Here is a 24,871-nt window from a genome sequence, read left to right on the forward strand (position 1 = left end):
GAGCGGCAAGCCAGGGCCGAGCGCCGACGGACACGGCACCGGACCGGCAGAGACGGAAAGGTCGTGACCATGAGTCAGGAAGGCCAGCTGACCACCGCGCTGGCGGAGGCCGCCGCCACCGCCGGCCACGCCCCCTCGGTGCACAACACTCAGCCGTGGCACTGGCGGGTGCTGCCCGACGCGCTGGAGCTGCGCTCGGTCGCCGACCGGCAGCTCGCCGCCACCGACCCCGAGGGCCGACTGCTCGCGATCAGCTGCGGCATCGCCCTGCACCACGCCCGGCTCGCGCTGGCGGCCGAGGGGTGGCGCGCCGTGGTGGAGCGGCTGCCGGACCCGGGCGACAGTGAGCTGCTGGCCCGGCTGACCGACCTGAGCCGGACCGCGGCGGACGCGGACGCCATGCGGATGGTGCAGTGCATGCAGGTCCGGCACACCGACCGGCGGCCGGTGAGCGACGAACCGGTGCCCACCGCCGCGATCGGGGAGATCACCCGAGCGGTCACCGCGGAGGGCTGCCGGCTGCAGATCCTCGACCGCGACCAGGTGCTGGAGGTCGCCGCCACGGCCGCGCACGCCGACACGGTGGAGGCCGAGGATCCGGCGCTGAGCGCCGAGCTGGCGTACTGGACCAGCCGGGCCGGCACCGGCACCGGGCTGCCGCCGGAGGTGCTGCCCGCGCAGCCTCCGCAGACCACCGTGCCGGGGCGCGACTTCGGCCGTCCCGGCAGCCTGCCGGTGGGTCCGGGCCACGACCGCATGGCGGTGTACGCGATGCTGCACGGCGACGAGGACGAGCGGGACAGCTGGCTGCGCGCCGGGGAGGCGCTCTCCGCCGGCTGGTTGACCGCCACGCGGCTCGGCGTGTCGGTGGTGCCGCTCAGCGCGGTGGTGGAGGTGCCGGGCACCCGGCAGACCCTGCGTCAGCTGCTCTCCGGGATCGGCTTCCCGTACCTCGTGCTGCGGTTGGGCATCGCGGACCCGGCGCACGCGGGCCCGCCACACACCCCGCGGCTGACCACCGAGCAGGTGGTCGACACCTCCGCGGTCCGCGGCGAGCGGGGCTGACCGGTCCGGCACCATGGTCATCGGCGATAGCATCGCGCCGTGACCAGCACCCCGCAGCCCCGCAAGGAAGCGTCGACGACCCCGTCGCTCGGGCTGAGCCCGCTGTCCCGGGTCCACCTCGACGAGCTGCTCCAGGAGATGCTGGACCGGGTCGGCGAGGTGGTCACCAGCCGGGAGCGGTTGCGTGCCCTGCTCGACGCGGTGGTCGGCATCGGCACCAACCTGGACCTGCGCACCACTCTGCAACGCATCGTGCAGGCGGCCTGCGAGCTGGTCGGCGCCCGGTACGGGGCGCTCGGCGTGGTCGGCCCGGACCGGTTGCTGTACGACTTCATCGTGCACGGCATCACCCCCGAGCAGCACGCGCAGATCGGCGACCTGCCGCACGGGCGGGGCGTGCTGGGCCTGCTCATCGACGACCCCCGCCCGCTGCGGATGCCGGACATCACCCAGCACCCCCGCTCCTACGGCTTCCCGGCCAACCACCCGCCGATGCACAGCTTCCTGGGCGTGCCGGTGCGCATCCGGGAGCAGGTCTTCGGTAACCTCTACCTCGCCGAGAAGCAGGGCGGCGCGCAGTTCACCGAGGACGACGAGGAGATCGTGGTCGCGCTCGCCGCCGCGGCCGGCGTGGCCATCGAGAACGCCCGCCTGTACGCCCTGGCGCACCGACGGGAACGGTGGCTGGCGGCGACCGCCGAGATCACCACGGTGCTGCTCGGCGAGGTCCGCCGCACCGACGCGCTGGCGCTGGTCGCCCGCCGCGCCCGGGAGGTCGCCGAAGCCGAGATGGCGCTGGTCCTGCTCTACGACGCCGAGAGCGAGCAGTTCACCGTCGAGGTGGTCGACGGCGCCGACGAGCAGACCCGGGCGCTGGTCGGCACGGTCCTGCCGGCCGCCGACACCAGCTTCGGGGCGGCGGTCGCCGAGGGCCGGCACGACCAGGTGGACAACCTCGCGCACGCCGCCCCCTGGCCTGCGCTGCTGCACACCGGCCCGGCGGTGATCTCGCCGCTGGCCACCGCCGAGACCCTGCACGGCGTCCTCGTGGTGGCACACCGGCCCGAACGCGGTGGTGGCGCCAGCGAGGACGACGTCGCCCTGCTGGGCAGCTTCGCCGGGCAGGCCGCGCTGGCCATGGAACGGGCCCGCGGCCAGGAGGAACGGGAGCTGCTGGTGGTCCTGGAGGACCGCGAGCGGATCGCCCGCGACCTGCACGACGTGGTGATCCAGCGGCTCTTCGCCACCGGCCTGCAACTGCAGAGCGCCGCGCCGATGATGACCCGCCCGGAGGTGGCCAAGCGGATCAACGCCGCCGTCGACGATCTGGACGCGACCATCCGGGACATCCGCCGGACCATCTTCGAGCTGCGTACGCCGATGACCGCGGCTCTGCGTACCGAGATCCGTGAGGCGATCGAGGTCGCCGCCGAGTCGCTGGGCCACAAACCCCACCTGGAGCTGGCCGGGCCGGTGGACAGCGCCGTCCCGGACGCGGTCCGCCCGGACCTCACCGCCGTGCTGCGCGAGGGGCTGTCCAACGCGGTCCGCCACGCGCGGGCCACCCAGGTCACCGTCGGCGTACGCGTCGACGCCGGCCACGTCACCGTCACGGTCACCGACGACGGGGTGGGCTGCGACCCGGCCGCCGCCCGCGGTGGCCTGGTCAACCTGCGCGAACGCGCCGAACGGCACGGTGGCACCTTCACGATCCGCCCGGTCGAGCCGCACGGCACCGAGGTGAGCTGGTCCGTGCCGCTGCGCGACTGACCGGGCTGGGTCAGGGGGTCTTGCCGAGCAGTCGGGTGGCCAGGACGGCGGCCTGGGTGCGGCGCTCCAGGCCGAGTTTGGCCAGCACACTGGAGACGTAGTTCTTCACCGTCTTCTCGGCCAGGAACATCCTCGCGGCGATCTCCCGGTTGGTCAGCCCCTCCGCCACGTACTCCAGGATCCGCCGCTCCTGCTCGGTGAGCGACCTCAGCTCGCGCGGCTGCTCGACGCCGTTGCGGATGCGCTCCAGCACCCGAGTCGTGATCGCCGGGTCGAGCAGCGACTGCCCGGCCGCCACCCGGCGCACCGCGTCGACCAGGTCGGTGCCGCGGATCTGCTTGAGCACGTACCCGGCCGCACCCGCCATGATCGCCGCGAACAGCGCCTCGTCGTCCTCGTACGAGGTGAGGATCAGGCCCTTGATGGACGAGTCGACGGCGCGCACGTCCCGGCACACGTCGATGCCGTTGCCGTCGGGCAGCCGCGCGTCGAGGATCGCCACGTCGGGTCGCAACGCCGGGATACGGCGGGCCGCCTCCGGCGCCGAGCCGGATTCGCCGACCACCTCGATGTCGCCGCTGCTCTGCAACAGGTCGGCCAGGCCACGGCGGACGACCTCATGGTCGTCGAGGAGAAACACCCGGATCATTCCTCGTTTCTACCCGGGCCCCGTGTCGGGCGCACGGGCCGAAGGTCCCGACCGGGACGGTCCGGCGCCCGAGTCCGGGCTGGAGCCGGCAGGGGCGGTCGGTCCCGACGGACCGGGACGTCCGGCCCTGCCCGGAGCGCACCCGGCGGACGGACGGTAGGGGTGCGTCGACTGCCGCACCGGCGGCAGCCCACCGGAAAGGAGCAACCGCCATGGACATCAGCTACACCGCGGAGCACCTGCGGGCCGCCGCCGTCGCCGCGGTCCGGGCGCCGTCGATGCACAACACCCAGCCGTGGCGGTTGCGGCTGCGCGACGGCGGGATCGAGGTGCTGGCCGACCCGGCCCGGCGGCTTCCGGCGACCGACCCGAGCGGGTGGGGTGTCCGCCTCGCCTGCGGCGCGGCGCTGTTCAACCTGCGCATCGCGTTGGCCGTGGCCGGCATACCGGCCCGGGTGCGGCTGCGCCCCGACCCGGCCGAGCCGGACCTGTTGGCCCGCCTGGTCCCGGACGTTCCGCGCCGGCCCACACCCGACGAGCAGAGCCTGTACGCCGCCATTCCACGCCGGTTCAGCAACCGGATGCCGTTCTGGCCGAACCCGGTGCCGGCCGACGCGCGGTGGCGGCTCGGCGAGGCGGCCCGCGCCGAGCAGTGCTGGCTGGAACTGCTGATCGGGGTGAGCGCGGTCTCCGCGTTCGGCGAGATCGCCCGCAGCGCGCACCGAGTGCTGGAGCGCGACCCCGCCTACCGGTCGGAACGCGAGCGGTGGCTCCGGCAGGAGCCCGCGCCGGACGGCGTGCCGGCCTCGGCCGGCGGCCCGCAGAGCGAGCCGCAGGACGTGCTGCCGGCGCGCGGCTTCGGCGGACGCGACCGGGCCCCGGGGCGCGACTTCGAGCCGGAGCCACTGGTCGGGGTGCTCGGCTCACTGGGCAACACCGCCGTGGACCAGGTGGTCGCCGGGCAGGCCCTGCAACGGGTGCTGCTCACCGCCACCGACGCCGGGCTCAGCGTGTCGATGCTCTCCCAGCCGATCGAGGTGCCCACCGCGCGCGAGCAGCTCCGGCTGTCACTCGGCCGGTTCGGCATGCCGCAGATGGTGCTGCGGATCGGGTACGGCCAGCCCGGCCGACCGACCCCGCGCCGCAGCGTCGGCGAGGTGCTGGACCTGCCGGTGGTGCCGGCCTGAGCCGGCGCCACCGCCCGTTCACGCGGTGAGCAGCGCGACCTCCCGCGCCGGGTCCAGCCCCACCGTCACCCGGCGCTGCTTGCCGGCGCGGGGCGGCACGGACCCCACCGCGCCCAGCCAGCGCCACGTGTCGGCGACGGTCTCGGTCACCGGGCGGCAGTTCAGCCCCGCCGCGTACGCCTTCTGCACGCCCCGCTCCTGCAACCAGCGGAACTCGTGCCGCGGCGGAATCCAGATCGGCAGGTCGTTCCAGGGCACGACGCCGGCGTCCAGGATCCGCTCCGGCTCCGTCCAGCGCAGCGTGGCGCCGGAGCCGGTCACCGCGAGGACCGAGTCCAGCAGCTCACCCATCGTGGCGTGCCCCGGTCGGCTGGTCACGTTGAACGCACCGCCGATCCCTTCGGCGGCCCGGTCCAGCGTCCACCCGACCAGGTCGCGCACGTCGATGTACTGCAGGGGGAGGTCCACCGGGCCGGGCGCGAGCACGTCACCGCCCTGGGCCACCCGCTGCAACCACCAGGGCAGCCGGCCGATGTCCTCCCCCGGCCCGAGGATCAGCCCGGCGCGCACCAGCAGCGCCCGCTCGCCGTAGACCTCCGTCGCGGCCAACTCCCCACCGGCCTTGCACTGCGCGTAGTCCCCGTCGACGGCGTCGGCGGTCGCATCCACAGTGGTCGCCTCCTCGCCGACGTGCGCCGGCACCGGCGGGGCGTAGACCGACCCGCTGGAGATGTAGGCGTAGTGCGGGACGGTCCCGACCAGCGCGCGGGCCGCGTCCCGCACCGCCCGTGGGGCGCTGTCCCAGGTGTCGACCACCAGGTCCCACGCACCGCCCGTCAGCGCCGCCAGGCCGTCCGGCGCGGTCCGGTCACCCCGCAACCGGTGTACGCCAGACGGCGTCGACCCGTGCAGCCCTCGGTTGAACACCGTCACCGACCAGCCCCGGCGGACCGCTTCGGCGACCGTCGCCCCGCCCACGAAACCCGTCCCACCCAGCACCAGCAGTCTCATGCGGTCCACCCTGCCGGGTGGTGGCGACGGGCGGCACCCGTGTTCACCGGCAGCGGATCTCCCCTCAGCAGAACCGGCCGCCTCGACGATCCAGGGCAGACACTCAGTGTAGCCATACCGTAACTCTGTGCGTTTGTGGTCGTTCAGTCGGTGACGGGCAGCCTCAGACCGGCTGTGCCCGGTCAACTCCAACGAACGGGGGAAGCGGTGCGTTCTGTCCTACAGAGATTCGGGGCGGTGTCGACGGCGACATTGCTCGGTGCGATGGCCAGCGTGGGCTTCGCTGCGCCAGCGCAGGCGCAGCCGGGCAGCGCCAACGCCAGAGGCGTCGTCGTCGACCTGTCCGCCGAGGTCCTGGACGTGGCGGTGATCAGCGCGGGGGCCGTCATCGGCACGGCGACCGCGCCGGCGGGCGGTGGCACCGACACCTCGACTCTGCTGGCGATCTCGGTGCCGGGCGCGGTGGGAGTCAGCGCGAGCGGCACCGTCGCGGAGGTCACGGCCACCCGGGCGCCGGGCGTGTCGTCCGCGCTTTCGCGGGTGAACGGCCTCAGCCTCGATGTCCTCGGTGTCGACGTGTTGGACGCCGCCGAGGCGTCGGCGAGCGTGTCGTGCCCTCTCGTCGGCCCGCAGACCGCCGACACGACGCTGGTCGATCTGGAACTGTTCGGCTCCGCGGTCACCCTGGTGGCCAACGGCCCAGCCGTGAACGCGAGCGCGGCCGTGACGGTGGCAGGCCTGGCCGGCGCCACCCTCAACGCCTCGTTGACCCGTACCGAGGTCACCACCGCACTGGGTGCCACGGCGGCCGCCGTGCGGGCCACCCTCACCCTGTCCGGCACGATCCTCGGAGAGCCGGTGACCATTCCGGTCGGGACCGTGATCGTCGCCGAGGCCACCTGCGAGCGCCCGTCCATTCCCGCCCCGCCGACGGCGGCGACGATCGTGCCGGATGAGGGCCCGCAGTCGGGTGGGCACACCGTGACCATCACCGGCACCGGCTTCGTACCCGGTGGCACGACAGTCACGTTCGACGGAGCGCCGGCCACCAACGTGGTCGTGGCCCCGAACGGCACCTCGCTGACCGCCGTGACCCCGCCCGGAGCAGTCGGGCCCGCCTCCGTCGCCGTCACGACTCCCGGCGGCACGGCAGCGCCGCTGGCGTACACCTACCTCGCCGACGGCAGCGACGCGGTCATCACCAACCTCACACCCACCACCGGACCAACCTCCGGCGGCACCACGGTGACCATCACCGGCACCGGCTTCACCGGCGCCACCCAGGTCACCTTCGACGGCGTACCCGGCACGAACTTCACCGTCAACCCGGCCGGCACCACCATCACCGTCGTGACCCCACCCAACACCGCCGGCCCCGCCACCGTCGAACTCGTCTTCCCCGCCGGCGAGGTCACCGCACCCACCTTCACCTATGAAGCCGTCCCACCGGCCCTCGACACCCTCAGCCCGGGCCAGGGGCGCACGGCCGGCGGCACCACCGTGACCGTCGGCGGCTCAGGGTTCGCCCCCGGCCAGACCACGGTCAGCATCTGCGGACGGACCATACCGACGAATGAGGTGACGGTGGCCGCCGACGGACGCTCGTTGAGCTTCCGCACGCCAGCCTGCCGTGCCGGCGACACCACCGTCACGGTGACAACCGCGGGCGGGGTGTCGAACGGGCTGACGTTCCGCTACGTCGGGCAGATCCTGCCCGTGACAGGTGACTCCCTGGGCACACCGCTCACCTTCGGCGCGATGCTGACAGTCCTCGGCGCGTTCCTGCTGCTGTTCAGCCGTCGCCGCAAGCACAACAGCGCGTTGAAGTGACGACCGCACCCGTCCGGTCGGGGCCCCACGGGGCACCGGCCGGACGGGACGGTCACTGACGTCGACGCCACGAGTCGACAGCGCGGAACGGCTCGTTACCGGTGTTCCGGTAACGAGCCGTCTTCGTTGGTGGGCGATACTGGGTTTGAACCAGTGACCTCTTCCGTGTCAAGGAAGCGCGCTCCCACTGCGCCAATCGCCCGTGGTGACCACCCGAACCGGCGGTCAGGCCCCGTGGGGCGGATCGCGAGCGGACGACGGGATTCGAACCCGCGACCCTCACCTTGGCAAGGTGATGCGCTACCAGCTGCGCTACGTCCGCACGTCCCCGGTGTGCGCCGGCGACGAGTGAACTCTACCCGACCGCAAGATCGCTCGAAGCGCCACCCTGGGCGGTGGCGGTTGCGCTGGTCGGCGCCGGGGTACTGAAGGGCTCGACAGCGCACCACATCCCCCTAAGGAGGCTGTCGTGGGTATCGGCACCAGCATCTTCCTGATCGCGCTCGGCGCGATCCTCACCTTCGCCCTGGACGCGAGCGTCGGCGGCATCAACCTCGACGTGGTCGGCTGGATCCTGATGGCGGCCGGTGTGCTCGGCCTGATCATGACCACGCTGATCTGGGGCCGCCGCCGCGAGGTGGTCACCACCAGCGAGCAGCCGGTCGAGTACCGCCGGGTCGAGGAGCGGCGGGACATCGCCCCGCCGCTGTGACACGACCACCGGCCGTGGCCGGCGCATCACGCGGTGCCGGGCCGGCCGCCTCGATCGAGGCGGCCGGCCCGTCGTACCCGTGACCCGGCCCGTCGCCGCAGGCGCCGCCTCCCCGCGCGGCGCGACCCTCGCGCGCGGCCGGGCGCTGCTCAGCGCCCGCACCGACCTCGCGGAGGCGCTGCTCTCGGCGACCGGGTAGGCCGGCCGAGCGTCCGGTAGGGACGGCGCCGGACCGCGCACGGATCACCGCCGTGCGGGCGTTGTCGCTGGTGAGCGCGTTGCGACCCCCGCGTTAAGATCCGCACATGGAGGCCCTCGACACGGTGCTGGCCGCGCACCGCGCGTACCTGCTCGGTTGGAACATCGGCGCAGCCGGAGGTCCCGACCTGCCGACCTATCGCAGCGACGTGCCGCACGCACCCCTCAACGGCGTGCTGCGCGTGGCCGGGCGCACGCCGCAGGACGCGCTCGCCGAGGCCCGGCACCGCCTCGACGGCGTACCTCGCATCTGGTGGGTCGGCCCGGACAGCGACGCCGGTACGGCCGACGCCCTGGCGTCCCTCGGCGCCGTCGAGGTCGCCCGCATGCCGATCATGACCGTGGCGCTCGGTGCGGCGGCCGACGTGCCGATCCCGGCCGGCCTGCACATCCGCGAGACCACCGACCTGGACGCGTTCGTCTCCGCCTACGCCCGGGTCTCCGGAATCGCGTCGGACGGCGTGGCGACGGCGATCGAGCGGGAGAAGGCGTTCACCGGCGACGGCACGGTGATCAGGCTGGCCGGCCACCTCGACGACGGCAGGATCGTCGGGACGGCCGTGGCCTGGCTCAGCCACGGGCTGCTCACCCTGTACTTCGTCGGCACCCAGCCCGAGGAGCGGCGGCGGGGCATCGGCGCGGCGCTGACCAGGGCCGCGCTCGACCTGGCCGGCGAGCGGGGCGTCCGCACGGCGGCACTCACCTCGACCCCCATCGCCGAGCCGGTCTACGGCCGCCTCGGCTTCCGCACCGTGGGCACGTTCCGGCTGCTGACCTTCTGAACCGACCCGGGGCCGGGCGCGTGGCCTACGCCCGCAACGCCGCCGCGGTGGCGGTCACGAAGCCATCCGGATTGTCCAGCATGATGTTGTGGCCGGCGTCCGGCACGGCGACCACCCGCACGCCGGCGTCGATGAGGGCGCGCGCGCCCTTCGGCTCGCTGTCGGCGGGGTGGAGGTAGGTGCGCGGCACCGGCAGGTCGAGCAGCAGGTCCCGCATGGTGGGTGTGGTGCCGCGGCCGAGGTGCGCCGCGGTGCGGTAGAGGGCCTCCGCACCGGTGAGCCGCATCGTCGCCGCCCAGGCCGGCCCGACACGGTCGAGCGTCTCGGATCGTCCGTCGCCGTGCAGGAACTGCTCCTCGGTGTAGCGGGCACGGATGCCGACGCCCGGAGGCTGCGGGTCGAGGGTCGCGTCGACGAGAACCAGTGCCGAGACCAGGCGCGGGTGGCGGGCGGCCAGGACGATGGCCACGGCGCCGCCCATGCTGTGCGCGATCACCTCCGCACCGCTGACCCCGGCCGTGGTCAGCGCTGTGGCGAGCAGGTCGGCGTGCTCCTCCAGGGTGTAGGAGGCATCGGCCGGCCGGTCGCTGATGCCGTGCCCGAGCAGATCCATCATCAGCGTGCGCCGTCCGGCGAGCGTGGGGTTGGTCGCCACCGCCGCGAAGTACACCGGCGAGGAGGCGCCGAGCCCGTGCAGGTAGACCCGGGTGGGTTCGGCGCCGGGCAGCTCCACCCAGCGAATCGTCGTGCCGTCCGGCCGCACCTGGGCGCCGCGCATCACGTACCTCCCTGACCAATACCTCGATTCCGAGGTATAGCGTTGTGGAGGTAAGCTAACACGGTGTTGGAGTTCGCGATACTGGGCTTCCTTGCCGACGCCCCGCTGCACGGGTACGAGCTGCGCCGGCGCGTGGCCGCGCTCACCGGCCACGTCCGGCCGATCGCGGACGGGACGCTGTACCCGACGATCAAACGTATGGAACGTGCGGGCCTGCTGCGTCGCGAGGTGCAAACCGGCCAGGTGGCGGCGCCACGGCACGTGCTCACCCTCAGCCCCGCCGGTCAGACGGAGCTGCTGCGCCAGCTCCGCACCCCCGACGACCTGTTCATCACCGACGAGAACCGGTGGTTCACGCTGCTGGCCTTCCTGCGCCACCTGGACGACCCGGCCGGCCAGGCCGCCGTGCTCCAGCGGCGGCTCGATTTCCTCACCCAGCCGGCGAGCTTCTTCTGGGACGGCGACCGACCGCTGCGCGCCGACGACTTCCCCGACGACCCCTTCCGCCGGGGGCTGTTCCGCATCGCCACCGCCACCAGCCGCACCGAGATCGCGTGGCTGCGGGAACTGCTGACGTCGCTTCCGCGGTGAGGTGGCGAGCAGATACGGAAAAGCTCGTTACCGGATTCCGGTAACGAGCCGTTTCCTGCTGGTGGGCGATACTGGGTTTGAACCAGTGACCTCTTCCGTGTCAAGGAAGCGCGCTCCCACTGCGCCAATCGCCCGTGCCTTGTTGCTGAGGTGGGGACGGGATTTGAACCCGCGTACACGGCTTTGCAGGCCGTTGCCTCGCCTCTCGGCCACCCCACCGAGGTTGCCCCCGTCGTACGTGGCGGCAGCTCCGAGCGGACGACGGGATTCGAACCCGCGACCCTCACCTTGGCAAGGTGATGCGCTACCAGCTGCGCTACGTCCGCACGCCCCCGGCTGTTCCCGGGTGACGGATGAGAACTTTAGCCGAGCCGGTGAACGACTGCCAACTCGGGGTGGGCGTCGGCGCGTCCTTCCACACCGCGCCCGCACGGTTCGCGGTGATCGACTCCGGGGCCCCCGATGTCGGGGCCGCTGCCGCCGGGTACACCGGAACGTCGTCGACGTCGAGTCGGTCACCGCCGGCCAGCTTCCTAGGGGGCTGACCTGGACCTCACTGGCCGTCACTGCCCCGGGCCACCGAGCGGTGGTCGTCCGCGGCGGCCTGGGCTGCGGTCGACGGGCTTCCGGGCCCGCCGGCCGGTGCCAGCGGACCTCGACGAACACCCTCAGAAGAACGACGGAAGGCACCGTCTGGAAGTGTCCGGCTTCCGACTGTCGCATCGCGGATCGGACGGTGGCGGTAACTGTTCGTGTTCGGTCGGATGGGCTACGGTAACGGTCGTGACGAGACGTGCGGCCGAGATCCGCCTGGATGCCCTGCTGCGCACCGCCTGTGACGTGATCGTTGAGCGCGGTCTGGCCAACACCCGGACGGCGGACGTGGCGCAGGCCGCCGGGGTCAGTCAGGCCCTGGTTTTCTACCACTTCGCCACCAAGGAACGGTTGCTCGCGCAGGCGTTCGCGTACGCGGTCGAACAGGATCTGGCCCGACTGGACGCGGTGACCCGGTCCTCGGCCCCGCCGCTGACCAAGCTCCGCCGGATCCTCAAGCTCTACACCCCGGCCGGGCGGGCCACCTCCTGGTCCATGTGGATCGACGGCTGGTCGGAGTCGCTGCGCACCCCCGAGCTGGAGAAGGTCTCCCGCCGGCTCGACCTGCGCTGGCGGCAGGACCTGGCCGCGGTGATCTCCGCCGGTGTCGCCGACGGCACCTTCCAGTGCGCCGACCCGGACGGGGCCGCCTGGCGGATCAGCGCGGTGATGGACGGCCTGGCCGTGCAGCTCGCGGTGCACGACCGGGTGATCTCCCGCCGGCAGTTTGGCGAGTGGGTCCGCCTGGTCACCGCCCGGGAGCTCGGCCTTGACCCGACCGACCTGGACTGATCCGTTGGAGGCCACCCACCGGCGGGCGGATCACCCTGCCGGGGCGGGCAAAACGGCTCGGCCCACCACGCCGCCCGGAACAATCGGCAGCATGGATCTGCTGGAGGCGTACCGCCGGAGCCTGGCCGAGTTCGTCGACCGGGTGGACCAGGTCGGGCCCGGCCAGTGGTCCGACCCGACACCCTGCCCGGACTGGGATGTCCGCGCGCTGGTCAACCACGTGGTCGGCGAGGACCGGTGGAGTGTGCCGCTGCTCGCCGGCCGGACCATCGACGAGGTGGGCGGCCGGTTCGACGGCGACCAGCTCGGTGCCGACCCGGCCACGATGGCACGGGAGGCGGCCGCGCAGGCCGAGATCGCCGCCACCCATCCCGGCGCGCGCGACCGCACCGTGCACCTGTCCGCCGGCGACACCCCGGCCGACGAGTACCTCCAGCAACTCCTCGCGGAACACCTGGTGCACGGTTGGGACGTGGCGGTGGCGATCGGGGCCGAGCCGCGCCTGGACCCGGACGTGGTGCAGGTGTGCGCCCGGTGGTTCGCCGGCCGGGTCGACGACTACCGACGCAACGACCTCGTCCGGGCCGCGGTGCGGCCGCCCGGCGACGACGAGCAGGACCGTCTCCTCGCCGCCTTCGGCCGTGACCCCGACTGGGCGCCGGGCGACTGAGCGGGACGCTTCGGCACCGCGGCGCAACCAGCCAGGGCCAGCACTCGGGGCTCACGGCCCTCTGTCGAGCGCGGCCGACGGCACGCTCATTTACAACCCAGCGTGCCCTGTAAAGTCGAATTATCTCGATCCATCGGCGCGTCGCCGTGCCTGGACCTTGCCGCCATCCCGACCGGCTGATATCCACAGATGCGCATGCGTTACCGCGCAGCGTCGGCCGGCGGCCGCCGGCCATCCGCTCCCACGAGGAGGTCCCGTGCCACAACCGGAGTGGTCACCCCCGATGAGTCGGCGTCGACGCCGGCTCATCGCCGTCCTGGCGTCGACGGTGACGGTCGCCGCGCTGCTTCCCACCGGCGCGAGCACCGCGGCCCCCGCCGGCGGCGCGCCGTCGGCCGAGCACCGGTCCGGGCCGTTCGCCGAAGGGCACCAGCCCGCCGACGTCGACAACCGCCGGGGTACGGCGGCACCGGACGCCCGCCAACGCGGGCTCGCCCGCGCCAGCGACCCCGACGTGCGATGGAACCGACTCGGCACCCCGCAGGCCCTCGGCCCGGGCCGCGCCCCGCTCGCCACCGGGCTGCCCACCGAACCGGAGGCCACCGCCCGCGCCTACCTGGCCGCCAACCGGGACCTGTTCGGAATGGACACCGCCGCGGTGGCCGACCTGGAGCGGGTGCTCGTCCGACCGATCGGCAGCGGAGCCGTGGTCACCCTGCGGCAACGCTTCGGCGACCTGCCGGCCGGACCGGACGGCCTGGTCACCGTCGCGGTCACCGGCGGCACGGTGCTCTCGGTCAGCTCCTCGCTGGCCCGCACCACCGGCGCACCCGCGCCGGCCACCCGCACCGCCGAGCAGGCGTACGCCGCCGCGCTCGCCGACGCCAAGCTGGACGCGAGCGCGGTGGCCAGCCACACCGTGCGTCCGGTGGCCGTGCCCACCCCGCTGGACGGGCCCCGGGCGGCGTACGAGGTGACCCTGATCGGCGCGAACACCGACCAACCGACCGCGTTCACCACCTACGTGGACGGGATCACCGGGCAGGTGCTGGTCCGCGAGGACCTGGTGGACTTCGACTCCGACAACCCGAGCTGGGCGGTCTTCCCGGCCACTCCGCCGCGTGACCTCGGCCCCGGGCAGGACCCGCGGGTGCGGTGGTGCGGCGACCCGGCGCCGGGCTGCCAGGCCGCCTACCGCGACCCCGCCACCGGCCAGCCGTGGGATGTCGACGCGGCCACCGGCACGCCCACCTTCACCTCGCGCGGCAACTCGGCCAACACGGTGCTCTCCTGGGGTGCCGGCACCCCGATCGTTCCGGCCACCCCCAGCACGGACCGCCGTTACGAGTACCCGTTCACCGACCAGTGGCACCAGGCGAAGTGCAACCCGGAGGTGTTCACCTCCGCCCAGCGCAACGACGCGGACGCGTCGATCGCCAACCTCTTCGCCATGCACAACCGGATGCACGACTGGTCGTACCAGTTGGGCTTCACCGAGTCGGCGTGGAACCTCCAGGCGGTCAACCTCACCCCGTCCGGCCTGGGCGGTGACGCCGAGCAGGGCCGCGCTCAGCAGGGCGCGCTGACCGGCAACCGGAACAACGCCAACCAGGGCACCCCGCGCGACGGGCTCCCGCCGACCACCAACATGTACCTGTGGCAGCCGCAGGCCGGCGGGCCGTACCCGCCGTGCGTGGACGGCGACTACGACATGACGGTGATCGGTCACGAGTACACCCACGCGATCACCAACCGGATGATCGCCGGCCCGGACAGCGGGATCGGCGGCCACCAGGGCGGGTCGATGGGTGAGTCGTGGGGCGACCTGCTCGCCGCGGAGTACCTCTTCCAGAACGGATTCCGCGCGCCCGGTGAGACGCCCTTCATCACCGGCGGGTACGTCACCGGCAACCTGGTCAGCGGCATCCGCAACTACGACCTCAGCCGCAGCCCGCTCAACTACTCCGACATCGGCTACAACACCGCCGGTCCGGCCGTGCACGCCGACGGGGAGATCTGGGGCGCCACCAACTTCCGGGTCCGGTCGGCGCTCGTGAAGCGGTACGGCCTCGGCACCCCCCAGCGGCAGCTGGACTGCGCGCAGGGCAAGGTCGCCGCCGACAAGTGCCCCGGCAACCGGCGCTGGTCCCAGCTGGTCTTCGACTCGTTCCTGCTCCAGGCGGCCAGCCAGGTCAGCATGCTCGACATGCGGGACAACATGCTCACCGCCGACCTGCTCCGCTTCGGCGGCGCCAACCAGGACCTGATCTGGGCCGAGTTCGCCCGCTCCGGGATGGGCCGCGACGCCGTCACCAACGGCGCCGCCGACACCGACCCCACGCCGAGCTTCGCCTCGCCGAGCGGCGGCAACGCGACGCTCACCCTGCGGCCGCGTGGGGACAGCGCCGAGGCGCCGATCCGCGTGTACGTCGGGCAGTACGAGGCACGCGCGGTGCCGGTGGCGGACACCGACCCGGCGACGCCGCTGCCGGACACCCTGGAAATGGTGGCCGGCACCTACGACCTGCTCGCCGTGGCGCCCGGCTTCGGGCACCAGCGGCTCAGCGTGGTCGCGAAGGCCGGTCACGAGGGGTACGTGGACCTGCGGATGAGCCGCAACCTCGCGTCCACGGCGTCCGGCGCCACGATCAGCGGCGACGGGGTCAACCTGGACCGGGTCGCCGACGACACCGAGGCGACGAACTGGGCCTCGCTGGACGGGGTGGCCGGCCGGCAGCTCACCGTGGCGCTCGCCGGGGACGCCCCGCAGGTGGTCAAGCGGGTGAACGTCAGCGCGATGCTGCGCCCGGCGATCGCCGGGGACGCCGACACCGGCAGTCAGAACGCGCTCAGCGCGCTGCGTTCGTTCGCGGTGTCCGCCTGCAACGCGAAGACCACCGACTGCGCGGATCCGGCGCGCTGGCAGCGGATCTACACCAGCGCGGGCGACGCGTTCCCCGGTGGGGCCTACCGGGCGTACAGCCGGGACATCAACCTCCGGACGTTCGCGGTGCCCACCACGCTCGCCACCCACCTGCGGGTGGAGGTGCTGGCCAGCCAGTGCACCGGCGGCCCGCACTACGCCGGTGAGCAGGACAACGACCCGGCCACCACGACGGACTGCGCGACCGCCAGCCCGGCCCGGGACCAGGTCAGGATCGCCGAGTTCCAGGCGTTCTCGAAGTGACACCGTCGGGGCCGGCGGACCTCCGCCGGCCCCGACGGCCCCCGATCAACACGACCCTCGATCAACAGGGCCCCGTCACCGGCAGGGCCCTCCGGCCAACGCCGGGCAGCTTCCGGGCGGCGACCCGATCAGCGGCGAGCCGGCCGCCAACGGTCCGCCGGGGGTCGCTCCCAACGCCGGTCCACGGGTGGCTCGTCCGCCTCGATGGTCGCGGTCCGCGTCAGATGGCGCAGCCGCAGCAGCAACCCCAACCCGAGCGAGAGCAACAGCCCACCGAGCAGGAACGCCGCCTGCGTCACGCCGAAGCCGCCGGACTGCGACAACGGGCGGCCGGGCGCCGGTGGCGCGGCGTCCACCGGTTGGTCGTCGACCGGCTCCGCACTCTCCTCTTCCGCCGCGATCGCCGGGTCGCTGGGCGCCGCCGTCACGGTCGGCTTCGCCGCCGCGCTCGGAGTGCCGCCCGCTCCCACCACCGAGCGGGTGGCCGTCTGCCGGGCCAACAGGCGCAGGTTCGCGTCGTACGCCTCCGCGGCGAGGGTGACCCGTCCGTCGGTGGCGTCCTCGGCGAAGGCCAACCGGTAGCGGGCGGTGACCGTGCGGTTCGGGCAGAGCGTCCCGGGGTCGAGTTGCCGGTCGGTCAACCGGGCCACGTCGCCGTCGGTCTGGATCTCCAGCGGGAAGTCGCCGGTCTCCTCCACCCGGTCCATCTTCACCTGGTCGAGTCGGATGCCCTGCACGCTGAGCACCATCGACCAGCGCACCTTCACGCATCCACCGCGCCGGTCCGTCCGGGAGACCACCGCCGAGACCGTGCGCACCTGGTCGCCGGCGGTGAACCGGGCCGGCAGCCCACTCAGCTCGGTGGTGAACGCCGCCTGCGCCGGAGCGGCGAGCACCAGCTCCACGCCGCTCAGACAGGCCAGCACCACCCCGAGCCTCAGCGCGTACCGCCACACCGTCACCACCGCCGTCCTCCGTTCGGTCGTCCCCACCCCGCAACGCTAGGAGCGCGGCCTCGACCCGACCAGTCGGGTGTGTTCGCACCGGGCGGCAAGCGCGGGGCGGGTTTTCACCAACGGTGGTGAACCGGTCACTCCTCCCCCGCGACACGCCGGCCGCCGGGCCGCTGGGACAATTTCCAGGTGTCCGAACTCTCCAGCACGTTCGTCCGGCTGCACGCCCGGCTCACCCCGGTCGCCTTCGTCCCGGAGGTGCGGCTGCACCAGGCGGACGAGCCGATCGGGCTGTGGGAGCTGACCGAGGGCGAGTTCAGCAGCGACCGGCCGCCGCCGTTCTGGGCCTTCGCCTGGGCCGGCGGTCAGGCCCTCGCCCGCTACGTCACCGACCATCCGGAGCTGGTCGCCGGCCGCCGGGTGCTCGACCTCGCCTCCGGCTCCGGGCTGGTGGCCATCGCCGCCGCCCGCGCCGGCGCGGCGTCCGTGCGGGCCGTCGAGGTGGACGAACTGGCCGTCGCGGCGGTCGCGCTCAACGCCGAGGCCAACGGGGTACGCGTCGACGCCGAGTTCGGCGACATCCTCGACGGCGACGCCGGGGACGCCGAGGTGGTGCTCGCCGGGGACGCCTTCTACAGCGAGGCGATGGCCCGCCGGATGCTGCGGTTCCTGCTCCGCGCCGCCCGGGCCGGAGCCCTGGTGCTCGTCGGGGACCCCGGTCGGGCGTTCCTGCCCCGGGACCGCTTCGACGAGCTGGCGCACTACGACGTGCCGGTGCCGGAGGCCCTGGAGAGCGTCCGGGTGAAGCGCACCACCGTCTGGCAGTTGCGGGCCGGCCTGCCGGGAACTGCCGGCTAGCGTGTCGACGTGCTGTTCCGGAGCTGGGTGTCCCCGGTCGGGGCACCCTGGCCGGACGTGGCCACGGTGGCCGACCACGTCGGCGTACGCCATCTGGTGGTCACCCGCCACGCGCTGGTCCGCCAGGTCCTCGCCGACCCGGTGACCTACCGGCCGGACAACGCGCTGGACGCGGTGACCCCGATGCCGGTGACGGCGCTGCGGGTGCTCGCCGGGCACCGGTTCCGGCTGCCGCCGACCCTGGCCAACAACTCCGGCGCCAGCCACCCGGCCATCCGGTCGATCGTGGCCGACGCGCTGCACCCGGCTCGGGTCGCCGCCCAGCGTCCCTGGCTCACCGCGCTGGTCCGGGACCGGGTGGCCCGGCTGAGCGCCACGCTCGACGCCGGCGCACCGGTCGACCTCTACGCGGAACTCGCCGCCGATCTGCCGCTGCTGGTGCTGGCCCGACTGGTCGAGCTGCCGGACGCGCCGGTCGACGCGGTCAAGAAATTCGCCCGGGCCGCGCTGGAGCTGTTCTGGGCGCCGCTGGACGCCGACCGGCAGGTGGCGCTCGCCGCCGAGGTGGGCCGGTTCCACGGTGTGCTGCGCGACTTCGCGGCCACCGGCGGAGGGTTGGCCGCCGAGCTTCGCGCGGCCGGGCACGCACCGGACGTCGTGGTCGGCGCGCTCTTCTTCCTGCTCGTCGCCGGTCAGGAGACGACCTCGCAGTTCCTCACCCTGCTGCTGCACCGGCTGGCCGGTGAACCCGCGGTACGGGCCGGGCTCCGCACCGGCGAGGTCGCGGTGGCCGACGTGGTCGAGGAGGGGCTGCGGCTGGAACCACCGATCGTCACCTGGCGTCGGGTGGCGGCGGCGGACAGCACGCTGGGCGGGACCGAGGTGGCGGCGGGCACCAGCCTCGTCCTCTGGCTGGCCCGCGCCGGCCGGGACCCGGCGGTCGTCGAGTCGCCGGACGAGTTCCGCCCGGGCCAGCGGGGATCGCGCCGGCACCTGGCGTTCGGGGCGGGCGCGCACCGCTGCGTCGGCGACGTGCTGGCCCGGATGGAGGCGGCCGTGGTGGTGGCCGAGGCCGGGCCGCTGCTCGACGGGGCGACCGTGGTCCGCCCGCCGTGGTGTCCGGACAACCTCACCTTCCGGATGCCCGACGCCTTCGTCGTCCAGCGCTCTTCGGGAGCACACCGCCTGACCGGATCCTGACATCACCTCGGTAAGTTTCCGGGCGTGTCAGCCACCCCTGCTCGTCGGATCCGTGTCGTCGTCACGCTTCTGGCCCTGCTGGCGCTGAGTGCCTGCGCAGCCAGCGCCGGCCACACGGCCCACGCCCGGCAGATCGCCGCGGGCCAGCCGATCCCGTCCACCCCGCCCCCGACACCGTCGGCCTCGCCGTCCCCGACGGCGAAGCCCGCGCCCGGGAGCTTGGAGTGGTACGTGTCCCAGGTGCCGACCTTTCCAGGGGCGCCACCACCGCAACCGGTGCTGTTGCCCGCGACCGGTACGGCCGCGTTCTGGCACCGCCTGCCGACCGACCAGAAGGTCGCCTTCATCACCATCGACGACGGTGGGCTGGCCCGTCCGCCCGCGGTGGCCGAGTTCGTCTGGCGGGCCCACATCCCGGTCACGATGTTCCTGAACTCACCGGCGGCCGAGGAGCACGACGTCTACTTCCGGCAGATCCAGGTGGCGGGCGGGGTCGTCGAGAACCACACCATCAACCACACCTCACTCGCCGGCCGCTCGTACGGCTACCAGAAGCAGCAGATCTGCGGTGCGGCGGACAAGCTGGAGGCGCTGTTCGGCAAGCGGCCGACGCTGTTCCGCCCACCGTTCGGCGAACATGACTCCACCACGTTGCAGGCCGCACACGACTGCGGCGCGAAGGCGGTCCTCCACTGGACCGAGACGGTCCACGAGGGGAAGGTTCGTTACCAGACCCCCGAGAAGGTGGTACGTCCTGGCGACGTCCTGCTCATGCACTTCCGGCCGGCACTGATGGACGACCTGCTCGCGGCGCTGAAGGCGATCCACCGGGCAGGGCTCACCCCGGCCCTCCTCACCGACTACATCCAGTGACCGCGCCGCCGCCGACCTGACGAAAGTCAGGGGCGGGTGGTGCCGTTCGGGCGCGGTGCGGGGGCGGCCGACACGCCTACCGTCATCGCATGATCACTTTACGTGGGTTGACGAAACGGTTCGGGGCGACCGTCGCGGTCGACGCGTTGACCGTCGACGTCGCGCCCGGCCGGGTCACCGGCTTCCTCGGCCCGAACGGCGCCGGCAAGTCCACCACCATGCGCATGATCCTCGGCCTGGACCGTCCCACCGCCGGGCAGGCGTTGATCGGCGGCCGGGCGTACCGGGAGCTGCGGCGGCCGCTGCACGAGGTCGGCGCGCTACTCGACGCCCGCGCCATCCACCCCGCCCGGGCCGGTCGGGCGCACCTGCTGGCCATGGCCCGCAGCAACGGCATCCCGGCTCGCCGCGTGGACGAGGTGCTCGACACCGTCGGGCTGGACGGGCGCGCCGCCGCCAAGCCGGGCCGGACCCTCTCCCTCGGCATGGGCCAGCGGCTCGGTATCGCCGGCGCGCTGCTCGGCGACCCGCCGGTGCTGATGTTCGACGAGCCGGTCAACGGCCTCGACCCGGACGGGGTGCGCTGGGTGCGGCAGCTGATGCGCTCGCTCGCCGACCAGGGGCGGACCGTCTTCGTCTCCAGTCACCTGATGAGCGAGATGCAGCTCACCGCCGACCAGCTCGTGGTGATCGGCCGGGGACGGCTGCTCGCCGACGCGCCGATCGACGACGTGATCGCCGGCAGCGCCGTCGCCGTCCGGGTCCGCAGTCCGCACCCGGACGGGCTGGCCACCCTCGCCACTCGCCTCGCCGCCACCGGCGCCACCGTCGAGCCGGCCGGCCCCGACGAGCTGACCGTCACCGGGACCACCGTCGACCGGGTCGGTGACCTGGCGTACGAGCTGGGGGTGCGGTTGCACGAGCTGAGCCCGCACGGCGCGTCGCTGGAGCAGGCGTTCATGGAGTTGACCGCCGACAGCGTCGAGTACGCCGGCGGCCCGACCGGAAGCGGAGCACGATGAGCACGAGCACCCTCCCCGACACCCGTCCCGCCCCGGCCGCCTTCCGCGGCGCGGTGGCCGCCGAGTGGACCAAACTGTTCTCGGTGCGGACCACGTGGTGGACGGCGCTGGCCGGGCTGCTGCTGATGGCCGCGAGCGCCGGGCAGCTCGCCATCTACGCCGCCAACGACAACACCAACGACGACCCGACCGACGACCGGGGCATCGTCGCCGTCGGCAGCGTGCTGATCGACTCGGTCGAGCTGACCCAGTACGCGGTGCTGGCGTTGGGCCTGCTGGCGATCACCGCCGAGTTCACCAGCGGCACCATCCGGACCACCCTGCAGTGCACCCCGTCCCGCGGTCGGGTGCTGCTGGCCAAGGCCGTGGTCGCCGGCACGGTCACCTTCGCCCTCGGGCTGCTGCTCGGCGGCGTCGGCGCGCTCATCGCCCGACCGGTGCTCGGCGAGTGGGGCCGCGCGCCGGCCGGCGACACGATCGCCGACATCGTGGCCCTGGCGACCTACCTGGCGCTGGTCAGCGTGCTCGCGCTGGGCCTCGGCGCGGCCCTGCGCAGCGCGGTGCTCACCCTCACCGTGCTCTTCGCCACCCTGATGATCGTGCCGCTGTCACTCCAGGAGCCGGACATCGCCGTGCTGAACCGGATCGCCGACGTGTTCCCCGGCGTGGCCGGTACGCACTTCCTGGCCGGCGACACCGAGCCGTACCCGGGCGCGGTCGGGCTGCTGCTCCTCGCCGGATGGGCCGGCGCGGCGCTGCTGCTGGGCCGGGCCGCGCTGCGCCGCCGCGACGCCTGAGTGCCGAGCGGGGGCTTCCGGGCCCCCGCTCAGCCGTCGACCAGCCCCGCCTCGTACGCGAGGATCGCCGCCTGCACCCGGTTACGGACGTCCAGCCGGGTGAAGATGCTGGTCAGGTAGCTCTTCACGGTGCCCTCCACCAGGTGCAACCGGCGGGCGATCTCCGCGTTGGACAAACCCGCCCCGACCAGGGCCAGCACCTCCCGTTCCCGCTCGGTCAGCCCGGCCGTCCGGTCCCGCGCGGCGGGCCGACGGGCCAACCGCCCGGCGTCCAGCTCGATCACCCGGCGGGCCACCCGCGGCGACAGGTACGCCCCGCCCTCGGCGACCGCGTGCACCCCGGCGATCAGCTCGCGGGGGTCGCCGGCCTTGAGCAGGAAGCCACTGGCACCGTGCCCGAGCGCCCGGGCCACGTGATCGTCCTCGCCGAAGGTGGTCAGCATGAGCGTGGCGGTGTCCGGCGCCACCCGGCGGATCTCGGCCGCCGCGGCCAACCCGTCCAGCCGCGGCATCCGGATGTCCAGCAGCGCCACCCGGGGCCGGTGCGCGCGGACCAGTTCCACCGCCGCCCGCCCGTCACCGGCCTCGGCGACCACCTCGATGCCCGGGTCGGCGGCGAGAATGGCGCGGACGCCGGCCCGGATCATCGCCTCGTCGTCGGCGAGGACCACCCGAACCGGCGTGGCGGTGAAAGTCTCGACGGTCATCCTGCGATCCGCTCCTTGCTGACCAACCGGCCATCGGTGAAACAGAGCCGCCAGGTCGGCTCGGCGAGGGGGAAGTTGCCGTCCGTGTACCACTCGCAGCCGGCCTCCTCCGCACCGACCGGCGGGGGAAGCGCCCGACGGGGCAACCCGGCCAGGTCGGTACGCGCCGTGCCCGGCCGCATCCGGTCGAACGACGACTCGTCCAGCACCGTTCCGGCCGTGGCGAACGAGTAGTAGACCAGCGACAGGGCCAACGCCAGCCCGGCCGGGGCGGCGAGCGCGGTCAGCAGGCTGCGTCGTACCCGGCGGCGGGCCTCGAGCAAACGCCGCTCGGCGTCGACCGGCTGCTCCGCGCCACCACCGTCGACCGGACCACCGTCGGTCGCCGCACCGGGCCCGTCCACCGCCGCCGACCACTGTTCGGACGGAACGACGCCGGCCAGGTCGGCGGACAACGGCAGCCGGGCCCGTACCGCGAAGCCACCGTCCGGGCGGGGGCCGGTGTCCAGGACCCCACCGGCCAGCCGTACGCGCTCAGCGAGAGCGAGCAGGCCGCTGCCGGAGGACGGCGGGCTGGGCAGCGGGCCGGCCGGTGGTGGCCCGTTCCGCACCCGCACCTCGACCTCGTCCCCGCAGGGGGCGAGCGTGACGGTGACCGGGGCGCCCGGCGCGTACCGGGCCGCGTTGGTGAGCGCCTCCCGGACCACCCCGTGCGCGGCCGGGCCGGTGATCCCGGGCAGCTCGACGGCTCCGTCCGGAGCGTCCAACCGCACCGCCATCCCGGCATCCCGAGCCCCGTCCACCAGATCGGCGATGGTTTCGCCGGCCGGTCGGAGCCCCGCCGGCCCGCCCTCCTCCCGGAGCACCCCGATGATGCCGTGCAGCCGTTCCGTGGCGGCCGCGACGCTGGTTCGCAGCTCCCCCACCGCCGCCCGGTGCCGGGGGTCGAGGTCGTCGGCGAGCTCCAACGCGGCGGCGCGCAGCGCGATCAGGCTCAGATCGTGGCCGAGTGAGTCGTGCATCTCCTCGGCGATCCGGGCGCGCTCGCGCAACCGGATCCGCTCGGCGGCACCGCGCCGCTCCCGCGCCAGCGCGTCGGCGTGCCGGCCCCCCGCGTCGGCCAACTCCTGCTGCTGCCGGCGGTACCGGCCGACCAGCCACGGGAACACACCGGCGAACAGCAGCACCGAGGCCAACAGGAACCAGGTGCCCGCTCCGGTACCGAGCAACCCCAGGTTCAGCACCGTGCCACCGACCGCGATCGCGCCGAACAGCACGGCCGCCGGAGCCGACGAGGCGCTGCGCCGTCCGGTCAGATAACTGAACACCGGGATGGCGAACACGAAGTTGCCGTCGACCAGTGACCCGAGCACCACCAGCAGCAGGCCGACCAGCGGCCGACGCCGACCCAGCGCCACCGCCACGGCCAGCACCGTCAGCCCACCGACCAGCAACTCCAGGTTGTGCCGCGGATGCGGCGGGGTCAGCCTGGCGTACCCGATCGGGGCGGCGAGCACCGCCCAGAGCAACGCGTCCGGCAGACCCCGCCGCCGCGCCGGCCCATCCGCCCGCCACCTCGCCATCCTCACGGCGGTCAGGCTACCCACGCCCGACCTGCGCGGACACTGACGAAAGTCAGGTGTTCAGCCGATCTCCTCGGCCCAGGCACGCCAGTCGTCGAGCACGCCGTGCAGGGACGGGGTCAGCCACCCCGGCGCGGAGCGCCGGAACACACCCGGATCCATCGCCCCGGCACCGGCGGGCACCGCGCCGAGCAGGTTCGGCACCAGGTCGGTGAGATTGGTCCAGTGCACCAGCTCTGGCGTGGTCGGCCAGGCGCCGATGACCACACCGGCCGGCACGGCCCGGCGGTCCAGCGCCTCCAGGGTCAACGCGGTGTGATTGAGGGTGCCCAGCCCGGCACGGGCGACCACCACGGCGGGCGCGCCGAGCGACACCGCCAGGTCCGCCATCGTCCACGGCTCACCGGACGGACGCAGCCCCATCGGAACCAGCAGCCCACCGGCACCCTCGACCAGCACCAGATCGTGCTTGTCGGTCTCGTCACGGACCGCGTCCACGGCGGTGTACAGCTCCAGCGGCGGCAGCTCGGCGACCCGGGCGGCAGCCAGCGGGGCGAGCGGGTCCGGATAGCTGGCCAGGGTACGGCCGGTGAGCGGGGCGGCCAGCCGGTTCACCGCCTCCACGTCCCCGGGTTCACCGCTGGCCGTACCGGTCTGGCCCGGTTTGACCACGGCCACCCGCAGGCCGGCGGCCTGCGCGGCGGCGGTGATCGCCGCGGTCACCACGGTCTTGCCGACCTCGGTGTCGGTGCCGGTGACCAGCACCACCCCCTGCCACGCGCTCACGGGGTCAGCTCAGTTCGCGACTGCGGGGCTCGCAACACCGGCTCACTCCTCGCGCTCACGGGACCAGCTCAGTTCGCGACTGCGGGGCTCGCAACACCGGCTCACTCCTCGCGCTCACGGGACCAGCTCAGTTCGCGACTGCGGGGCTCGCAACACCGGCTCACTCCTCGCGCTCACGGGGTGACCTTTGCTCGCGACTGCGGGGCTCGCAACACC

The 24,871-nt window shown here is 73.6% G+C and carries 22 protein-coding genes and 5 tRNA genes; 15 read left to right on the top strand and 12 right to left on the bottom strand.

From position 1 onward, the window contains the following. Positions 1-69 precede the first annotated feature (69 nt). Positions 70-1,065 carry a nitroreductase gene (locus EAD89_RS22715; RefSeq protein ID WP_233578937.1) on the top strand — a complete coding sequence of 332 codons (996 nt, stop codon included), beginning with the start codon at positions 70-72 and terminating at the stop codon, positions 1,063-1,065. A gap of 138 nt (positions 1,066-1,203) precedes the next feature. Further along, the gene (locus tag EAD89_RS22720; protein WP_233578952.1) at positions 1,204-2,835 is read left to right on the top strand and encodes a GAF domain-containing sensor histidine kinase; all 1,632 of its coding nucleotides are present in this window, start codon (positions 1,204-1,206) and stop codon (positions 2,833-2,835) included. A 10-nt stretch (positions 2,836-2,845) separates the two neighbouring features. Here EAD89_RS22720 and EAD89_RS22725 read toward each other — a convergent pair whose 3' ends face one another. Beyond that, positions 2,846-3,484 (bottom strand): response regulator transcription factor, encoded by a 639-nt coding sequence (locus EAD89_RS22725; RefSeq protein WP_121656963.1) that lies wholly within the window; start codon positions 3,482-3,484, stop codon positions 2,846-2,848. Between the two features lie 212 nt (positions 3,485-3,696). Between EAD89_RS22725 and EAD89_RS22730 the strand changes: the two genes are divergently transcribed. Further along, positions 3,697-4,671 (top strand): nitroreductase, encoded by a 975-nt coding sequence (locus EAD89_RS22730; protein WP_121677134.1) that lies wholly within the window; start codon positions 3,697-3,699, stop codon positions 4,669-4,671. An 18-nt stretch (positions 4,672-4,689) separates the two neighbouring features. On the opposite strand, the gene EAD89_RS22735 is transcribed toward EAD89_RS22730, so the two are convergent. Beyond that, positions 4,690-5,682 carry an NAD-dependent epimerase/dehydratase family protein gene (locus tag EAD89_RS22735; RefSeq protein ID WP_121677135.1) on the bottom strand — a complete coding sequence of 331 codons (993 nt, stop codon included), beginning with the start codon at positions 5,680-5,682 and terminating at the stop codon, positions 4,690-4,692. Positions 5,683-5,919: 237 nt separating this feature from the next. On the opposite strand from EAD89_RS22735, the gene EAD89_RS22740 reads away from it, so the two are divergent. Beyond that, positions 5,920-7,512 carry an IPT/TIG domain-containing protein gene (locus tag EAD89_RS22740; protein WP_147458858.1) on the top strand — a complete coding sequence of 531 codons (1,593 nt, stop codon included), beginning with the start codon at positions 5,920-5,922 and terminating at the stop codon, positions 7,510-7,512. A gap of 127 nt (positions 7,513-7,639) precedes the next feature. On the opposite strand, the gene EAD89_RS22745 is transcribed toward EAD89_RS22740, so the two are convergent. Continuing rightward, positions 7,640-7,714, bottom strand: a tRNA-Val gene (locus EAD89_RS22745). 47 nt (positions 7,715-7,761) lie between these two features. Next, positions 7,762-7,834 (bottom strand) — tRNA-Gly (locus tag EAD89_RS22750). A 147-nt stretch (positions 7,835-7,981) separates the two neighbouring features. On the opposite strand from EAD89_RS22750, the gene EAD89_RS22755 reads away from it, so the two are divergent. Together EAD89_RS22755 and EAD89_RS22760 are read left to right on the top strand one after the other, a co-directional pair. Beyond that, a complete protein-coding gene (locus EAD89_RS22755) occupies positions 7,982-8,224 on the top strand; it encodes a DUF6458 family protein (RefSeq protein WP_121677137.1) in 243 nt (80 codons plus the stop codon). A 305-nt stretch (positions 8,225-8,529) separates the two neighbouring features. Then, on the top strand, positions 8,530-9,264 hold the full coding sequence (locus EAD89_RS22760; protein ID WP_121677138.1) for a GNAT family N-acetyltransferase: 735 nt from the start codon (positions 8,530-8,532) through the stop codon (positions 9,262-9,264). Between the two features lie 25 nt (positions 9,265-9,289). On the opposite strand, the gene EAD89_RS22765 is transcribed toward EAD89_RS22760, so the two are convergent. After that, complete coding sequence (locus EAD89_RS22765) at positions 9,290-10,042, bottom strand: alpha/beta fold hydrolase (protein ID WP_121677139.1); 753 nt, start codon at positions 10,040-10,042, stop codon at positions 9,290-9,292. Positions 10,043-10,105: 63 nt separating this feature from the next. Here EAD89_RS22765 and EAD89_RS22770 point away from each other — a divergent pair, with 63 nt between their 5' ends. Then, complete coding sequence (locus EAD89_RS22770) at positions 10,106-10,633, top strand: PadR family transcriptional regulator (RefSeq protein ID WP_121677140.1); 528 nt, start codon at positions 10,106-10,108, stop codon at positions 10,631-10,633. 59 nt (positions 10,634-10,692) lie between these two features. Here EAD89_RS22770 and EAD89_RS22775 read toward each other — a convergent pair. From EAD89_RS22775 to EAD89_RS22785, 3 genes are all read right to left on the bottom strand, one after another. After that, a tRNA-Val gene (locus tag EAD89_RS22775) sits at positions 10,693-10,767 on the bottom strand. A 14-nt stretch (positions 10,768-10,781) separates the two neighbouring features. Continuing rightward, positions 10,782-10,852: transfer RNA gene (locus EAD89_RS22780), tRNA-Cys, on the bottom strand. Positions 10,853-10,886: 34 nt separating this feature from the next. After that, positions 10,887-10,959, bottom strand: a tRNA-Gly gene (locus EAD89_RS22785). A 457-nt stretch (positions 10,960-11,416) separates the two neighbouring features. Between EAD89_RS22785 and EAD89_RS22790 the strand changes: the two genes are divergently transcribed. The 3 genes from EAD89_RS22790 to EAD89_RS22800 all read left to right on the top strand — a co-directional run bounded on the left by EAD89_RS22790 (position 11,417) and on the right by EAD89_RS22800 (position 15,876). Further along, positions 11,417-12,019 (top strand): TetR/AcrR family transcriptional regulator, encoded by a 603-nt coding sequence (locus tag EAD89_RS22790; RefSeq protein ID WP_121677141.1) that lies wholly within the window; start codon positions 11,417-11,419, stop codon positions 12,017-12,019. A 91-nt stretch (positions 12,020-12,110) separates the two neighbouring features. After that, positions 12,111-12,689 carry a TIGR03086 family metal-binding protein gene (locus EAD89_RS22795; protein ID WP_121677142.1) on the top strand — a complete coding sequence of 193 codons (579 nt, stop codon included), beginning with the start codon at positions 12,111-12,113 and terminating at the stop codon, positions 12,687-12,689. 256 nt (positions 12,690-12,945) lie between these two features. Further along, positions 12,946-15,876: a M36 family metallopeptidase gene (locus EAD89_RS22800; RefSeq protein WP_121677143.1), complete on the top strand. Its 2,931-nt coding sequence runs from the start codon at positions 12,946-12,948 to the stop codon at positions 15,874-15,876. A gap of 128 nt (positions 15,877-16,004) precedes the next feature. On the opposite strand, the gene EAD89_RS22805 is transcribed toward EAD89_RS22800, so the two are convergent. After that, a complete protein-coding gene (locus tag EAD89_RS22805) occupies positions 16,005-16,868 on the bottom strand; it encodes a hypothetical protein (protein ID WP_233578939.1) in 864 nt (287 codons plus the stop codon). A 150-nt stretch (positions 16,869-17,018) separates the two neighbouring features. On the opposite strand from EAD89_RS22805, the gene EAD89_RS22810 reads away from it, so the two are divergent. The 5 genes from EAD89_RS22810 (at position 17,019) to EAD89_RS22830 (ending at position 21,579) form a co-directional block, all read left to right on the top strand. Continuing rightward, a complete protein-coding gene (locus tag EAD89_RS22810; protein WP_121677145.1) occupies positions 17,019-17,687 on the top strand; it encodes a methyltransferase in 669 nt (222 codons plus the stop codon). A gap of 9 nt (positions 17,688-17,696) precedes the next feature. Continuing rightward, complete coding sequence (locus EAD89_RS22815; protein ID WP_121677146.1) at positions 17,697-18,887, top strand: cytochrome P450; 1,191 nt, start codon at positions 17,697-17,699, stop codon at positions 18,885-18,887. A gap of 24 nt (positions 18,888-18,911) precedes the next feature. After that, complete coding sequence (locus EAD89_RS22820; protein ID WP_121677147.1) at positions 18,912-19,760, top strand: polysaccharide deacetylase family protein; 849 nt, start codon at positions 18,912-18,914, stop codon at positions 19,758-19,760. Positions 19,761-19,849: 89 nt separating this feature from the next. Further along, positions 19,850-20,782 (top strand): ATP-binding cassette domain-containing protein, encoded by a 933-nt coding sequence (locus tag EAD89_RS22825; protein WP_121677148.1) that lies wholly within the window; start codon positions 19,850-19,852, stop codon positions 20,780-20,782. Then, positions 20,779-21,579: an ABC transporter permease subunit gene (locus tag EAD89_RS22830; RefSeq protein ID WP_121677149.1), complete on the top strand. Its 801-nt coding sequence runs from the start codon at positions 20,779-20,781 to the stop codon at positions 21,577-21,579. Before EAD89_RS22825 ends, EAD89_RS22830 begins: the two co-directional genes overlap by 4 nt. A gap of 29 nt (positions 21,580-21,608) precedes the next feature. Here the strand turns inward: EAD89_RS22830 and EAD89_RS22835 are convergent, their stop codons facing one another. Genes EAD89_RS22835 through bioD form a run of 3 tightly spaced genes read right to left on the bottom strand, consistent with a single transcriptional unit; the run spans position 21,609 to position 24,634 of the window. Then, positions 21,609-22,286: a response regulator transcription factor gene (locus EAD89_RS22835; RefSeq protein WP_121656980.1), complete on the bottom strand. Its 678-nt coding sequence runs from the start codon at positions 22,284-22,286 to the stop codon at positions 21,609-21,611. Then, positions 22,283-23,869, bottom strand: a complete 1,587-nt coding sequence (locus EAD89_RS22840) for a sensor histidine kinase (protein ID WP_121677150.1) — start codon at positions 23,867-23,869, stop codon at positions 22,283-22,285. Before EAD89_RS22840 ends, EAD89_RS22835 begins: the two co-directional genes overlap by 4 nt. A 60-nt stretch (positions 23,870-23,929) precedes the next feature. Next, a complete protein-coding gene (gene bioD, locus EAD89_RS22845; RefSeq protein WP_121677163.1) occupies positions 23,930-24,634 on the bottom strand; it encodes a dethiobiotin synthase in 705 nt (234 codons plus the stop codon). Positions 24,635-24,871: the final 237 nt, after the last annotated feature.

Source organism: Micromonospora sp. BL4 (assembly GCF_003667505.1).
Classification (GTDB): Bacteria; Actinomycetota; Actinomycetes; order Mycobacteriales; family Micromonosporaceae; genus Micromonospora.